The sequence below is a fragment of the Hymenobacter nivis genome (assembly GCF_006439025.1).
Lineage (GTDB): Bacteria > Bacteroidota > Bacteroidia > Cytophagales > Hymenobacteraceae > Hymenobacter > Hymenobacter nivis_A.
Map to the genome: position 1 here is coordinate 11,235 of NZ_RCYZ01000005.1, position 14,474 is coordinate 25,708.

Below are 14,474 nucleotides of genomic sequence, written 5' to 3' on the forward strand. Positions count from 1 at the left end.
GCCCCCAGGCGGGGCTGCAATAGTGCACGGCAGGAGCAGCGGTTTCTCTAACTCACGTCCTGCGCTCAGAAAATCCGATTAGCGCAACGGCTTGCGCTCCTGCTGGCCGGGTAGCGCAAAGGTCAGCCTAGCTTTCCTCCCCAGAGAAAAGCAATTCAAACGGATTTGTATACAAATCAAAGAATTGGGTTGCGTTGCAGGCCGCCGGGATAAGATGGTCCTTGTTGGGGCCCTATCAGCAAACGGGAAGTAGCGCCATTTGCGCTCGGGAAGCTGCGGCCGCCGGGCTTTGACGAGGGCAGTTGGCTCGTGCCAGGCAGATTTAACATCCGTTACCTGTGGCATCCCGAGCACGCGCCTAAAAAGCTTGCTCCGAATTCACGAGCGTGTTGGCCCGGTACGCTGGGCGGTGCCTACGGGGCCTCGAAGCCCGGCGTAGTCGGGCAGATGCTAGTCGTGGATGGCGCTCAGGCCGTCTGGGCAGTGTTTGGGCGTCTTGAAAAAATGGCCCCTCGCTCAAGCGCTTGTGCAGGCTTGGGCGAGGGGCCATTTTTTCCAAGTAAGGCGTCTAGTTGCTTGTCCCTTAAGATTGTACGGAATCTCGACTCAGAAAATACACCCTTACCCCTCGGAATTGTACAGCCATCAAATCAGGCTCACTTTACCAAGCAGCTTATCGAGGGTGATGGGGTAGTCACGAACCCGGACACCGGTGGCATTGTACACCGCGTTGGCGATGGCGGCGGCTACGCCAACTAGGCCCAGCTCGCCAATGCCTTTGGCTTTCATCGGTGACATGGTGGGGTCGAGGCCCTCCAGCAGCACCACCTCCTGATGCGGAATGTCGGCATGAACGGGCACCTCGTACCCCGCCAGGTCGTGGTTGACAAAAAAGCCAACTTGCTTGTCTACCACCAAGTGTTCCATCAACGCGGCGCCTACCCCCATCGTCATCGCGCCAATTACTTGGCTGCGGGCGGTTTTGGGATTCAGGATGCGCCCGGCGTGGCAAACGGCCAGCATTCGCCGGACACGTATCTCGTGGGTGTACCGGTTCACGCCGACCTCCACGAAGTGGGCCCCAAACGTGTCCTGGGCATATTGTCTCGCGAGCGTGCCGTAAGTCATGGCATCTTCAGCCACTAGCTCGGCCGCCTTAGCGGCCTCCCCCAGCGCGTAGTGACGGTTGCCCGCCAGCACCTGCCCGTTCGCAAATTGGGCTTCTTCGGGGTTGAGGCCGAGAGCTTTGGCTACGGCTTCGCGCAGTTTCAGGCAGGCCGCGTAAACGCCCGAGGTGGCCGACGCCGCGCCCCACTGCCCCCCCGAGCCCGGCGATTGCGGGAAAGTCGAATCACCCAGTTTGACGACGACCTTATCCAACCCCACGCCCAGCATCTCGGCCGCGGTTTGCCCGATAATCGTGTAGCTGCCGGTGCCGATGTCGGTCATGTCCGTTTCGACCGTCACGATACCGTCGCGGTTCAGGCGGACCCGCGCGGCCGACGTCATAACGGGCGCACCCCGGATGGCCGCCGCCACGCCCACGCCGATTAACCACTGCCCCTCCTGCACGGTGCCGGGTTTGGCCACCCGCTTGCTCCAGCCAAAGCGGTCGGCCCCCGTTTGCAGGCACTCGACCAGTTTCCGGCTGGAGAAGGGACGACCGGGGTGTTCGGGGTCTACCTGGGTGTCGTTTTTGATGCGGAACGCCACCGGGTCCATCTGCAGTTTCTCCGCCAGCTCGTCCATCGCAATTTCCAGGGCCATCATCCCGGTGGCTTCGCCCGGCGCGCGCATGGCGTTGCCTTCCGCCAGGTTGAGCACGGCCAGGCGCAATTCGGTGAACCGGTTGGCCCCCGCGTACAGCAGCTTAGTGGAGGCCGTGGTCGACTCGGTGCCGCCACCGGGAATGTTTCCCGACCAGCTTTCGTGCCCGATGGCGGTGATGGTGCCGTCGGCCGTGGCCCCGAGGCGAATGCGCTGAATGGTGGCGGGCCGGTGGGTCGTGTTGTTGAAAATCAAGGGCCTGGGCAAGGCTACTTTCACCGGTCGGCCCGCGGCCCGCGCGGCCAACGAGGCCAGCACGATATCGGACAGCGCCGTGCCTTTCCCGCCGAACCCCCCGCCGATATACGCGGAAATGAGCCGGATATTTTCTTTCGGAATCCCCAGAATGGTGCCCAGGTCCCGCGCCCCCCAGTTGAGCTGCTGCAAGGAACACCAGCACGTGAGCTTATCGCCTTCCCAATGGGCCATCGTGGCGTGGGGCTCCATCATGGCGTGCGACTGGTCGGGGGTGGTGTAGGTGGCGTCCAGCTTGACGGGGGCCGCGGCGAACGCGCCCTTGAAGTCCCCGACATTCGTCTGCGACGGTCCTGAATACGGCCCTGGTTTGGGCAAGGGGGCCGCGTCTTTGGCCGCCGCGAGGTCGAAGGCCCCTTTCGTTGCGATGTACGTCACCTTAAGCAGGGCCGCGGCGGCCCGGGCCTGCTCGAAGGTCTTGGCTACGACCACCGCCACGGCCTGGTGATAATGGTCCACGGCCGGCCCGGCCAGCAGGCGGTCGACGTAGAACTGCCCCGGCGGCAGCTGCCCGACATCGGCCGCCGTCACGATGGCCAGCACGCCGGGCGCGGCCTTGGCTTTGGTCCGGTCGATGCGTCGGATTTGCCCTTTGGCAATGGCGGCCCCGACCACGTACCCGTAGGCGTGCTTCGGCGCGGCCCGGTTGTACTCGTAGGCATAGGTCGCCGTGCCGGTCGTTTTCAGCGGGCCTTCGAGGCGGCTGGCTGGCTGGCCAATAACCTTCTGCTGGTCAATGGGATTGACGCCGGCGGGGGTTTCAAATTTCATACTTAGTGTTTCCCCTCGTTTAAAACGGCGGCTACCGTGTTTTCCACCAGTGCCAGCTTATAGGCATTTTCTTTCGTGGGTCGGGCGCCTTGCAGCAGCTGCGCGGTGAATGCTTTCGCGCCGGCCGGCAGCAGCTTTTCGGCCGTTTCTACGCGCCAGGGCCGGGGGGCTACCCCCCCCACGGCTATCCGGCCGGAGCCGTCCTGCTGCAAAATCGCGCCGACCGAGACGAGCGCAAAGGCGTAGGAGGACCGGTCGCGCACCTTCTGGTAGATGTGCACCCCGCCCACGGGGGGCGGCAGCAGCACCGCCGTGATGAGCTCATTTTTCTCCAGGGTTGTTTCCAGGTGGGGCGTTTGGCCCGGCAGCCGGTAGAACTGGGCCAGGGGAATGGTGCGGGTCGTGCCGTTGGCTTTCACCGTTTCCACTTCCGCGTCGAGGGCCCGCATGGCCACGGCCATGTCGCTGGGGTGGGTGGCGATGCAGGCATCACTGGTCCCGATGATGCCCAACTGGCGACTGTAGCCGGCGATGGCCGCGCACCCGCTGCCAGGTTCTCGCTTGTTGCAGCGCTGGTTGGTGTCGTAAAAATAAGGGCACCGGGTGCGCTGCAAAAGGTTGCCAGCGGTGGTGGCTTTGTTGCGGAGCTGCCCCGACGCCCCCGCCAGCAAGGCCCTGGACAACAGGCCGTAATCCCGGCGCACGGTGCGGTGGTCCGCCAGGTCGGTGTTGGTGACCAGCGCCCCGATGCGCAGGCCACCAGCCGGGGTAGGCTCGATTTTGTCGAGCCCTACTTTCCCCACGTCAATGATATGGGCCGGGGTTTCGATTTCGAGCTTCATTAAATCGAGCAGGTTGGTGCCCCCGGCCAGGAACTTCGCCCCCGGCGTGCGGGCGGCGGCAGCGGCGGCTTCGGCGGGCGTGCGCACGCGCTCATAAGTAAATGTCTGCATGATTCGCTGGTTTTAGGCGTCTTTACCGGCCACTTCGCTCATCGCTTCGGCAATATTGGAGTAGGCCCCGCACCGGCAGATGTTGCCGCTCATCCGCTCCCGCAGTTCCATATTCGTCGCCCGCGGCGGCTCCAGCAGGCTGGCACTGACGTGGCTGGGCATGCCGGCCCTGATTTCGGCCAGCACGGCCACCGCCGAGCAAATCTGGCCGGGAGTGCAGTAGCCGCACTGGTAGCCATCGTGCTTGATAAAGGCGGCCTGCATGGGGTGCAGCTTATCCGGGGTGCCGAGGCCCTCGATGGTCGTAATGGCATCGTCCTCATGTTGCAGGGCCAGCGACAGGCACGAGTTGATGCGCCGGCCGTTGACCAGGACCGTGCAGGCCCCACACTGCCCATGGTCGCAGCCTTTTTTGGTACCCGTCAAGTGCAGGTGTTCCCGCAGCGTGTCGAGCAGGGTCGTCCGGGTGTCCAGTTCCAGCTGGTGCGGTTTGCCGTTTACGGCAAACGACACCTTCGCCAGCGAAACCGGCACCGGGGCGGCCTCTGCGCCCGTCACGTTCAGCAGGGCCAGGCCCGTAACGGCCAGGGTCGTGCTAACCAGCATCTCCCGCCGGCTAAACAGATAATCGTTTGATTCATCCATGGTCGATACGTTGTGTGCGTTATTTGAGAAGCAAGTTCTTTATTCACATAAATAACTATAAATCAGCTACTTGTTTTATCATTCCAGCGCCGCTAAAAGCCAGTGCAACCGCTACCAATAGTTTGCTGCCCTACCTGTCCCCCACTTTTTGCTGCTCTCCCAGGCGAATCGCGCCGGGGTGCCGCCCAAGGGTCTACTTGGCGGGCAGCAGCTTATCCATTTTATCAGGAATAAGTAAAAGGCAGTGAGGGTTATACGCGGGCTATTCGTAAAGGTACTGGCCCCTCACGCCCTCGTTTGTACAGCTTTCAAAGCAATTAGTACACTTTTCAAAGAGGGCAACCTCCCTGAGAGGGAGCGATGTTGTTAAACAAATAGGGGAAACCCGCCGACTCGCAATCCAAGCAGCTTAAACACTAATGATGAGGTAAAAATGTGCCGTAAGAGTAGCGAGGAACGATAGTTTTATCGCCCCTTAAAGCATCGGAAGAGGGTAGCGAAAACTAATATTAAGGCTATGCTTTTACTTTCCTTGTAGATAACCATCTATAAACTAAAGCAACAACAGATGGAATCATGCAGTTACTCGCCTGACTCGGAGGTTTTCCCCTATTTGTTTAACAACCCCCAAGCTTCAGTGCCTCGTTTTCGAAGGCATAGGCGCGGGTCTGGTGCTCGCAGCACGAAAAGCGTCTGTCGGTCACAAGCTGCTTCTTCGCGTCGTCGAACGTGACTTTATAGTCGCCGTTGCTCAAGGCTTGGTTGAGCACGAAGCGCTGGATGGGCGTGTCGTAGAGCCAGTAGAGCTAGTTATGCGCTTTCCAGCAAGTTGAGGCAGTTTTTTGGCTACTGTGTTGCTTTTTACCCTATGGCATGTCCACTGAGGCTGAGAAAGCGTCGCAGCAAGCTTCCTTCCATATCGACCATTTTTCGGCAACGCCTAAAAAGCTCGAAAGTGCATAATAGACTTTAGCACTTATCACTGGTAGCAGGTTACAAAAACCCTCGTATAGCCGACCGACGCGTTAGTCTTGGCTATTTGCTAATATTTGGATAGTATTGATTACTAACATTAATTAGTCCAATAAGGGACCGCAGATAGGCCCAGCTTAATTTGAGGCGACGTAGCAAGGCATAAGGCGACATTACCTCGCCCTGGTTATCGGCCTGCTTGGCGATGCCGAGTACCACCTCTTCCGCCACGAGCCGGTTGACAAACACGCTGCACACCGTAAAGGGGACGAAGTACCGATGTCACCGTACAAGATGCCAAGGGCAACGAGTGAGCCTGCCGCCGTAACCTGGCGATGCAGACTGGCGTGCGAGCTAAGTGCGGTTAGGCTGAAGGTAGTGGAGCTAGCAGTCATTAATGTGCAAAAGCTGAGCGGCAGACTAGCCGTTCGAAGCCCACGCTGGGGAGTGCCTACGATTGATGGCCATTGTCCCCCAATGGGCAGGCAACTAAATAAGGAGGCAACTGCCTTATCATGCGTCTTCCCAGGCAAGCGGTACTGGCTGCGCGGCTAATTGGCAGCTTACTGGGGATGTTAACTTTCGGGCGGCCAGCAATTGGCCAACACGTAACCACTCTGCGCAGCACTGTGATGGACTTGCTCTCAAGTTTGCTCTCAGGCTTACCACTGGCGGGTGTGCGCATGGCAGTAGTGAGCCAGCCCGGTGGCACGCTTATAAGTGCACCCGAGCAGTTTTGGCTTACGGGGGCTCACGGCTGGGAGCTACCAAGTATAGCGTGGCGCACTCGGGCACAAAGCTGCCAGCCCGCCCGTCACGTTACTGGCCGGGGAAACGTGCGGCCTTGCAGTGGTGCTGACCGCTCCCAACCCCAACCTCTGCGAAGTAACCGTGAGCCAACTCCGAAACCTCAACCAGACGCTGGCGGCCATCTTGTACATTGATCAAACCCTACGGCCCTCGCGCAGGACTTGTACGGCTCGTACTGAGCTTTTTAGTGCGCAGCGTGTAGCAGGAAAGCCTCTGATAGCAGAGGCAGCAGCCTCGCAGTGCGGACGCAACTACGTGAGCTAAACCTATGCGTAGCTTATTGAAGGAACTAGGCGGGAGGGCAACTTTTTTACTCGACTCTTACACACTTTTTATTTTTTTATACGCCGAATAAAAGGTTTTCAATTCATTTTGAAAGCACCATACGTTATGAAAATAAGAATGAATTGTAATAGAAAAAATACCAATTTATGAAGTTTAGTTAATGTCAAATAAACCATAAATCAGGCAGGTATATTTGTACAGGCTTAAGACCAAATAGCACTGTAAGAGGGTTGATTTCCTCCTTAATGATAAGCAAATAGTATTTGCTTACTACCAAACTTCTTTCCGGCACCACCTTCAACCCGCGGTAATTACTAGCGACTGGTAGCTCTGTGTGCTTGCTTTTTTCCTATTGCTTTTCATTAAACAATTTGGCAAATGCATGAAAACATTTACTCGCGCTAGTACTTGGCAACGGAGTTTGCTTACACCGGTAGCAATATGTTACAGTGTAGCGGCATTTTCACAACAAGTTCGGCCAATTACGGGCCGAATTACGGATACGGCTGGCGAAGGCTTACCGGGTGTAACCATCGTAGCGAAGGGCACCTCAGCGGGCGCCGTCACGGATGGAGAAGGGAAGTATAGCTTGCAAGCGCCTACCGGCGCTACCACGTTAGTTATTTCCTTTTTAGGGTATAAGTCGCAGGAAGTGGCTCTCGATCAGCGGACTGCTATCGATGTGACGCTGGCGCCGGATAGCAAAGCACTAGACGAGGTAGTGGTGGTGGGCTACGGCACCCAGAAGAAGGCCAACCTGACCGGCGCCGTTGACCAGGTAACCTCGAAAGTGCTGGAAAACCGCTCCGTACCAAACCTTACGCAGGGGCTGCAGGGCGTGTTGCCCAACCTAAACCTAGTGCCCGGCGACGGTAAACCAATCCAATCGCCGGCGTATAACATTCGGGGTACCACTTCTATCGGGCAGGGCGGCAACGCGCTGGTGCTCATCGACGGGGTAGAGGGCGACCCGAGCCGCATCAACCCAAACGACGTGGCCACCGTGACCGTGCTGAAGGACGCGTCGGCAGCCGCTATTTACGGAGCACGCGGCGCGTTTGGCGTGGTGCTGATCACGACCAAAACCCCAACGAAAGAGAAAACTAGCCTCACGTACTCCTTCAACCAGTCGTTGAAGAGCCCCACGGCAGTACCGAAGTTCGTGACAAACGGCTACCAGTTTGCCAGCATGTTTAATGAGGCGTGGTCGGCGTGGAACGACTACTCGCAGACGCCCCAGAACATCAACAAAACGGTGAAGTTTTCGCCGGATTACCTGGCTGAGTTGAAACGCCGCTCCGAAGACCCAAGCCTGCCGAAGGTGGAGGTAAATGCCGCTGGGGAATACGTGTACTACGACAACACCGACTGGTACCAGGAATTGTACAAGAAGCGCACTAGTGCCACTGAGCACAATTTGTCGCTTTCGGGCAGCAGTGGCAAGGCTAGCTTCTACGTGACGGGACGCTACTTTGGGCAGGGCGGCCTCTTTCGCTACAATTCCGATGACTATCGGATGTACAACTTCCGGGCGAAGGGTTCTATTGACGTGTTCCCGTGGCTGCGCGTCGACAACAACACTGATTACTCCAGCATGCGCTACCACAACCCACTGAATGTGGGTGAGGGCGGCGGCATCTGGCGCAACATTGCCGACGAGGGCCACACGGTGGCGCCCATGTTCAACCCCGATGGCACGCTTACCTACTCCGCAGCGTACACCGTGGGCGACTTTTGGTACGGCAAGAACGGCATCGACCTGGATGAGCGCGTGACCCGCAACACGACGGCCTTCCTGGCCCACTTTTTCCAGGATAAATTCCGTCTCAACGGCAACTTCACGTTCCGCAACACCGACAACGACCGCACCCAGACGCGGGTGCCAGTGCCCTACAGCCGCAAACCCGGCGTGATCGAGTACGTGGGCACCAACACCAACGACCTATTGCGCGGCTTTGGCCAAACGCGCTACCTGGCGGCCAACCTCTACGGCGAGTACGAAAATCGCTTCCGGCAGGTGCACTACTTCAAGGCCATGGCGGGCTACAACTATGAGCAGTCGACCTACCAAGGGCAACAGACCCAGCGCAACGGCCTGATTTTTCCCGATGCTCAGAACATCAACCTGGCCTTAGGGCAGTCGATTTCAACGCTGGGCAGTTGGGAGCGGTGGAACATCCTGGGGGGCTTCTACCGCCTGAATTACTCCTTTAAGGACCGCTACCTGGTGGAAGCCAGCGGCCGGTACGATGGCTCGTCGAAGTTTCCGTCCACTCAACGGTTCGCCTACTTTCCCTCCTTTTCGGCCGGCTGGCGCATTTCCAACGAATCGTTCTGGAAACTCTCGCCCAACCTGATTTCGGAGCTGAAGCTCCGCGGCTCGTACGGGTCGCTGGGCAATGGCAACATCGGTTCCTACGCTTTTCAGGAGCAGTTTGCCATCACGCAGTCGGGGCGGGTGCTGAACGGCGTGCGGCCTCAGTACACGACGCAGCCCGGCGTTATTCCCAATGGGCTGACGTGGGAAACGTCGACTACGCAGGACTTAGGCCTGGACCTGAGCATGCTGAACAACCGCTTGACGCTGAACGCAGATGGCTACATTCGCAATACCACCGACATGTTCACGGTGGGGTTAACGCTGCCGGCCGTGTTTGGAACGGCCGTGCCAAAGGGCAACTACGCCGACCTTAAAACCAAAGGCTGGGAAGTGGCCCTAAACTGGCGCGACGACCTGCACCTAGGGGGCAAACCCCTGACCTACGGCGTCCGCCTCACCCTGGCCGATTATACGGCGCGCATTACCAAGTACAATAACCCGGACAAGCGCCTTAGTGATTACTACGAAGGGCAGCAAGTAGGGGAAATCTGGGGCTATGCGACCGATGGCTTCTTTACGTCGCCGGACCAGATTAACAGCGCGCCTTCGCAGGCCCTGTTTCGCGCATCTACCGGTGGCAAACTGCTGCCGGGCGATATCAAATTCCAGGATACGAACGGGGATGGCGTGATTAATAACGGTGACAATACCGTGGCCAGCCCCGGCGACCGCCGCGTCATTGGCAATTCGCTGCCGCGGTACACTTATGGCGCCGCCGCCGATGTGAGCTGGAACAACTTCTTTTTCTCGGTCTTCTTCCAGGGGGTGGGCCACCAAGACTGGTATCCGGGCGCGGAAGCGGGCACGTTCTGGGGGCAGTACAACCGTCCGTACAACAAGGTGCCGGAGTCGCAGCTCGGCAACATTTGGTCGGAAGATAATCCGAACGCTTACTTCCCGCGCTACCGCGGCTACGTAGCCCAAAATGGGGCCGGTGAGCTCACCCAGACGCAGACGAGGTATTTGCAAAATGTAGCCTACATCCGACTGAAAAACATCCAGTTGGGTTATGCCCTGCCGGTAGCGTTCGCGAGTAAGGCGAAACTGACCGCGGCGCGGGTGTACCTATCGGGTGAGAACCTGTGGTCGTGGTCGCCACTCTACCGAATCACGCGGGACCTCGACGTAGAAAGCGTGTGGCGCTCGGACGCACTGCTGAGTCCGCCCAACAGCACCGACCCCAACAGCAACAGCAGCGGCAACGGCAACAACTACCCCATCCTGCGCAGCGTCACGCTCGGCCTATCGGCAACATTCTAACGAACGGTTTCCCCTCCCCCCTTACTGCGGGAAACAATGCATTTCAGAAGAGCTAGGCCAGACGGCTGCTTTGCTCCCGTTACATAGAAAAGGACTGGGGGTGAAACTCACACACCAACATTGACTTATCTCATTATGAAGCGATACCTAGGTTGGCTCGTTTTACTTAGCATTGGGTTGGCTAGCTGCGAAAAATTAGACCAGGAGCCGCAGGCCACCGTAACCGGGGAGGCTGTTTTCAGCAGCGAAAACGGGCTGCAGCTCTACGCCAACTCCTTTTACAATGGGCTGCCCACCGGCAATGATATTCACCAAGGCGACGCCATGGCCGATTACGCCGCCCGCACGCAAGTACCCGATTTTTTGCGGCCCGGTGCCTTTAGCGCCCGCCAGAGCAGCGGCTGGGACTGGACGCAGCTGCGCAATATCAACTACTTCATTGCCAACTGTAACAATCCGGCTATTTCGCCAGCAGTGCGTAGCAATTACCTCGGCCTAGCGCGGTTCTTCCGGGCCTGGTTTTACTTCGACAAAGTGAAGCGCTTCGGGGATGTGCCGTGGGTTGGCAATCCGCTCGCCGTGGACGACCCATCGCTTTATAGTAACCGCGACCCCCGCACCCTGGTCATGGACTCGGTGCTCGCCGACTTGAACTTTGCCTGCGCCAACATCACCGCAACCGCCGATAATAGCCGCAGTCTTATTACGAAGCAAACCGCGTACGCTTTCAAATCCAGGGTGTGCTTGTTTGAGGGTACGTTTCGGAAGTACCAAACCAGCTATAATTTAGGTAGCAGCGCCGCTACCTGGTTAAATGAAGCTGCTTCAGCCGCCAACGTGGTGATGACTACCGGAGGCTTCAGCCTGAATACAACTGGCGGCCCCAGTACTTCGTATCGCCAGCTCTTCACCAGTCAAGCACCGGTAGCGTCGGAGATTATCCTAGCGGCCGTAGCCGATCCAGCCCTGAGCGTGTACAACGACGCCAACTGGTGGTGGACCAGCGCTACCTACGGTTCACGCGTTAGCCTAATTCGCACGTTCGTGAACACGTACCTGAACCAGGACGGCACACCCTTCACCAATAAGCTGGGCTACCAAACGCTAACTTTTGCCCAGGAAGTGAAAGGCCGCGACCGACGCTTGCAGCAAACCATTCGAATGAGCGACTACAAGCGCCTGAATGGTGGCGCACTGGAAGCAGCCCCGCCGGTGTTTTCCTATACGTACACCGGCTACCAGCCCATCAAGTGGACGCTCGACGACACTTACTATGACGGGGGCAGCCGCAACATTAACTCTATCTCCATTATGCGCTACGCCGAGGTGCTGCTCAACTACGCCGAGGCCAAAACCGAGTTAGGCACCCTTACTGACGCCGATTGGGCCAAGACTGTGGGAGCCCTGCGGCAGCGCGCCGGCATTACGAGCGGCCTCGCTGCCAAGCCCACCGTGGCCGACCCTTACCTACAAAGCAAGTACTTTCCTGGCATCTCCGACCCTACCTTGCTGGAAGTGCGCCGGGAGCGGGGCATTGAGCTAGTCCTGGAAGGCTTTCGCTTCTACGACCTCGTGCGCTGGCGGCGGGGCGAGCTGATGGAAATGCCGTGGAACGGCTTCTACGTGCCCGCCCTCAACCAACCGCTCGATTTAAACGAAGACGGCGTGCTAGACGTAGCTTTCTACACTGCGCTACCCGCTACCCGGCCGGCTGGGGTGACTTACGTGAATGTGGCGCCCACCATCAGCGGCGGCGTCAACCCACAACAGCTCAGCAACGGCACCTCGGGCGAAATCATCTGGCTGAACAACGTGCCCCGCAAATGGGAGGAGAAGTACTACCTCTACCCTATCCCCGAAACCGACCGCCTCATCAATCCGAAGCTCGGACAAAACCCTGGCTGGTAGGGTGGCACTCCTACCTAGGGTGGCTAGTGCCGGCCTTTCGGGTGTAGCACTCCCTCCCGCTCCAGCAGGAAAAGGACCTGGCATGGAGCCTCACCAGCAGATCTTCACCTTTAAACACCCTTCTTTTACATGCGCAAAAAGCTCTTTAGTACCGCGATTTTTCTACTCTTTGGGGCGGCAAACTTGTCGGCTCAAACGATGCGGTTAGCTACCTATAACATTCGCTACGACAACAAGCAAGACACGGCCAACGCTTGGCTCAAGCGGGTGCCCTACCTCACTGACCTCATTAAATTTCAGGATTTTGATTTATTTGGTACGCAGGAAGTGCTTTACAATCAATTACTGGATATGACGGTGAAGCTCCCTGGCTATGAATATATCGGGGTGGGTCGCGACGACGGCAAGCAAGCGGGGGAATTTTCGGCCATTTTCTACAAAAAAGACAAGTACAAGTTGCTGAAGCAGGGCACCTTCTGGCTGGCTCCCACGACTACTGCGCCCACTAAGGGCTGGGATGCTGCCCTACCCCGCATTTGCACCTGGGGCCAATTTCAGGACAAAGCCACGGGCTTCACCTTTTACATGTTTAATACCCACTTCGACCACCGCGGCGTGGAGGCCCGGCGAGAGAGCGCGAAGCTGATTTTGGCCAAGGTAAAGGAAATGGCCGGTACCGCGCCCGTCATTCTGAGCGGCGACTTAAATGTGGACCAGCGCAACGAAAGCTATACGCTGTTGAACACCTCGGGCTTGTTGAAAGATGCCTATACGACGGCCAAGGTAGTGTACGCACCCAATGGGACCTTTAATGGCTTTGACGCTGCACGTAAAACGGATGCGCGTATCGACCACATCTTTTTAACCTCAACTTTTGCTCCCACCCGCTACGGCATTTTAACTGATACGTATGGCGGTGGTAAAACGCCGTCTGACCATTACCCAGTGGCGATTGAGGTACGCTACGCCACCAAGAAGTAACCTGAAGTGGTCGAAACGGGTATTTCCAGTCAAGCAGAAGGGCCATCAGCGCGAATAGCCAATCATTATCGCTTCAAGTTCATAAATAAATAACAGTAGCAAGGTGGGAAGGATAACTTGTCCTGTACTCACTTTCCCGTAGCGCAACGCTACAGCATAAGAGGGCATTAAGTAATCAATAATGAGAAGCGAGAAAGCTAATCAAATGAGCCGGCAGACAGTCTTAACATAGTTGCTTATGACATTGCTGCAGAACGGCGTAACCTCATACAGATAGTACGCCGTCACTTTGTAATACATACTCTTTACTCTCTAAGAAAGACCGACGAGTGAAGACCGAAGGCGAGGGCACCGGGGCGGCGGCTGGGGCGCCCGTAACGGTGCTCGGTGCGGTGGGCCGGGTAGTGCTCGCGACCACGGCCGATGCGGGTGGCACGGCGGCACTGGCCCTGCCGCCTGGGCAAAGCGGCGTCTACATCGTACGCGCTGGCACGCAGGCCCTGCGGCTCACGGTTCAATAAGAAGCCGTTGCCAAGGGTCCGTGCAAGCCCGGTTACCGTGCGGTAGCCGGGCTTTTTGCGTCTGCACCAGCACCTGACGGCAAAGCTGCGACAAGGCTCATTCTCAAAATGACAACAGTAAACTAAATCATTTTGAGCGGTTTGTGGCTGGTGTAGAAGTCTTGCCCCCGTGCAGCAAGTCGTCGCGTTGGCTACAAAAGCATCCAGGCAACAGCTTTACGGTCGGGGTGCTTGTGCCCTCCCAGTCGCAAGTGGCTTTGCGCAGGCGTCGCCGCGGACTCTTGCAACCGCCACGACCGAATAATGGGGCCTGTAGTGAGGGCTCAAGGGAGGCAAAAGAGCGGGTTTTGGGGGTATTCTTTGGCTGCCGTTTTTTGGAATGCCAGTGAAATCAGCCATTGCGAAAGCTTGGATAATTGGTGTGGGGTGTAATGATGGCTAAATTAAGACCGCGCCCCTGCGCTCATAGCAGGCAATATAAAATTCTGATTATCGATATAAATTAATTCGATAAGGGCCCCTTCTACGTGCTGTAGCACTCGGCCTGCATCGCCCAGTACCTGCCCCTGGTCGAGCGGGCCGCCCAGCAGGGGGAGTCGCCGTTTCGCCTGTGCGCCATGATGCTCGACCGGCACCTGATGTACACGCAGCAGCCCCCGGTGTACGGCACCCAGGGGATGACCTACACCGGGGGCAAGGGCATCATCTGGCCCACCCAAGACCCGGCCCACGTCAACGCGCGCCGCAAAAAGGCCGGCTTTGAGTAGACCGTAGCGGCCAACACCCAGCGCTTGGGCACCGAGTACCGGCCGCTGACACTGGACGGGGTGAAGCAGCTGCCCGGCTACCGGGCGCCGCAGTAACTCCCTGCGGGGGACGGCCTTCCCCCAAGCATTACGCGCAAGG

At 57.9% G+C, this 14,474-nt stretch carries 7 protein-coding genes and 1 pseudogene; 4 read left to right on the forward strand and 4 right to left on the reverse strand.

The annotated features are described in order from the left end of the window. Positions 1–645 precede the first annotated feature (645 nt). The 4 genes and pseudogenes from paoC to EAH73_RS23095 form a co-directional block, all read right to left on the reverse strand. Positions 646–2,853 carry an aldehyde oxidoreductase molybdenum-binding subunit PaoC gene (paoC, locus tag EAH73_RS12570; protein ID WP_140467057.1) on the reverse strand — a complete coding sequence of 736 codons (2,208 nt, stop codon included), beginning with the start codon at positions 2,851–2,853 and terminating at the stop codon, positions 646–648. A 2-nt stretch (positions 2,854–2,855) separates the two neighbouring features. Beyond that, on the reverse strand, positions 2,856–3,806 hold the full coding sequence (locus tag EAH73_RS12575; RefSeq protein ID WP_140467059.1) for an FAD binding domain-containing protein: 951 nt from the start codon (positions 3,804–3,806) through the stop codon (positions 2,856–2,858). A 12-nt stretch (positions 3,807–3,818) separates the two neighbouring features. Continuing rightward, positions 3,819–4,451, reverse strand: a complete 633-nt coding sequence (gene paoA, locus EAH73_RS12580; RefSeq protein WP_140467061.1) for an aldehyde dehydrogenase iron-sulfur subunit PaoA — start codon at positions 4,449–4,451, stop codon at positions 3,819–3,821. A 617-nt stretch (positions 4,452–5,068) separates the two neighbouring features. Further along, positions 5,069–5,242: pseudogene (locus tag EAH73_RS23095) on the reverse strand (hypothetical protein); the annotation flags it as partial. 1,658 nt (positions 5,243–6,900) lie between these two features. Between EAH73_RS23095 and EAH73_RS12585 the strand changes: the two are divergent. The 4 genes from EAH73_RS12585 to EAH73_RS23100 all read left to right on the forward strand — a co-directional run bounded on the left by EAH73_RS12585 (position 6,901) and on the right by EAH73_RS23100 (position 14,335). After that, positions 6,901–10,158 (forward strand): SusC/RagA family TonB-linked outer membrane protein, encoded by a 3,258-nt coding sequence (locus EAH73_RS12585; protein WP_140467063.1) that lies wholly within the window; start codon positions 6,901–6,903, stop codon positions 10,156–10,158. A 135-nt stretch (positions 10,159–10,293) separates the two neighbouring features. Next, positions 10,294–12,066 (forward strand): RagB/SusD family nutrient uptake outer membrane protein, encoded by a 1,773-nt coding sequence (locus EAH73_RS12590; protein WP_140467065.1) that lies wholly within the window; start codon positions 10,294–10,296, stop codon positions 12,064–12,066. A 129-nt stretch (positions 12,067–12,195) separates the two neighbouring features. Further along, a complete protein-coding gene (locus tag EAH73_RS12595; RefSeq protein WP_140467067.1) occupies positions 12,196–13,047 on the forward strand; it encodes an endonuclease/exonuclease/phosphatase family protein in 852 nt (283 codons plus the stop codon). Between the two features lie 1,138 nt (positions 13,048–14,185). Continuing rightward, the gene (locus tag EAH73_RS23100) at positions 14,186–14,335 is read left to right on the forward strand and encodes a hypothetical protein (protein WP_161599531.1); all 150 of its coding nucleotides are present in this window, start codon (positions 14,186–14,188) and stop codon (positions 14,333–14,335) included. The last annotated feature ends 139 nt before the right edge of the window (positions 14,336–14,474 follow it).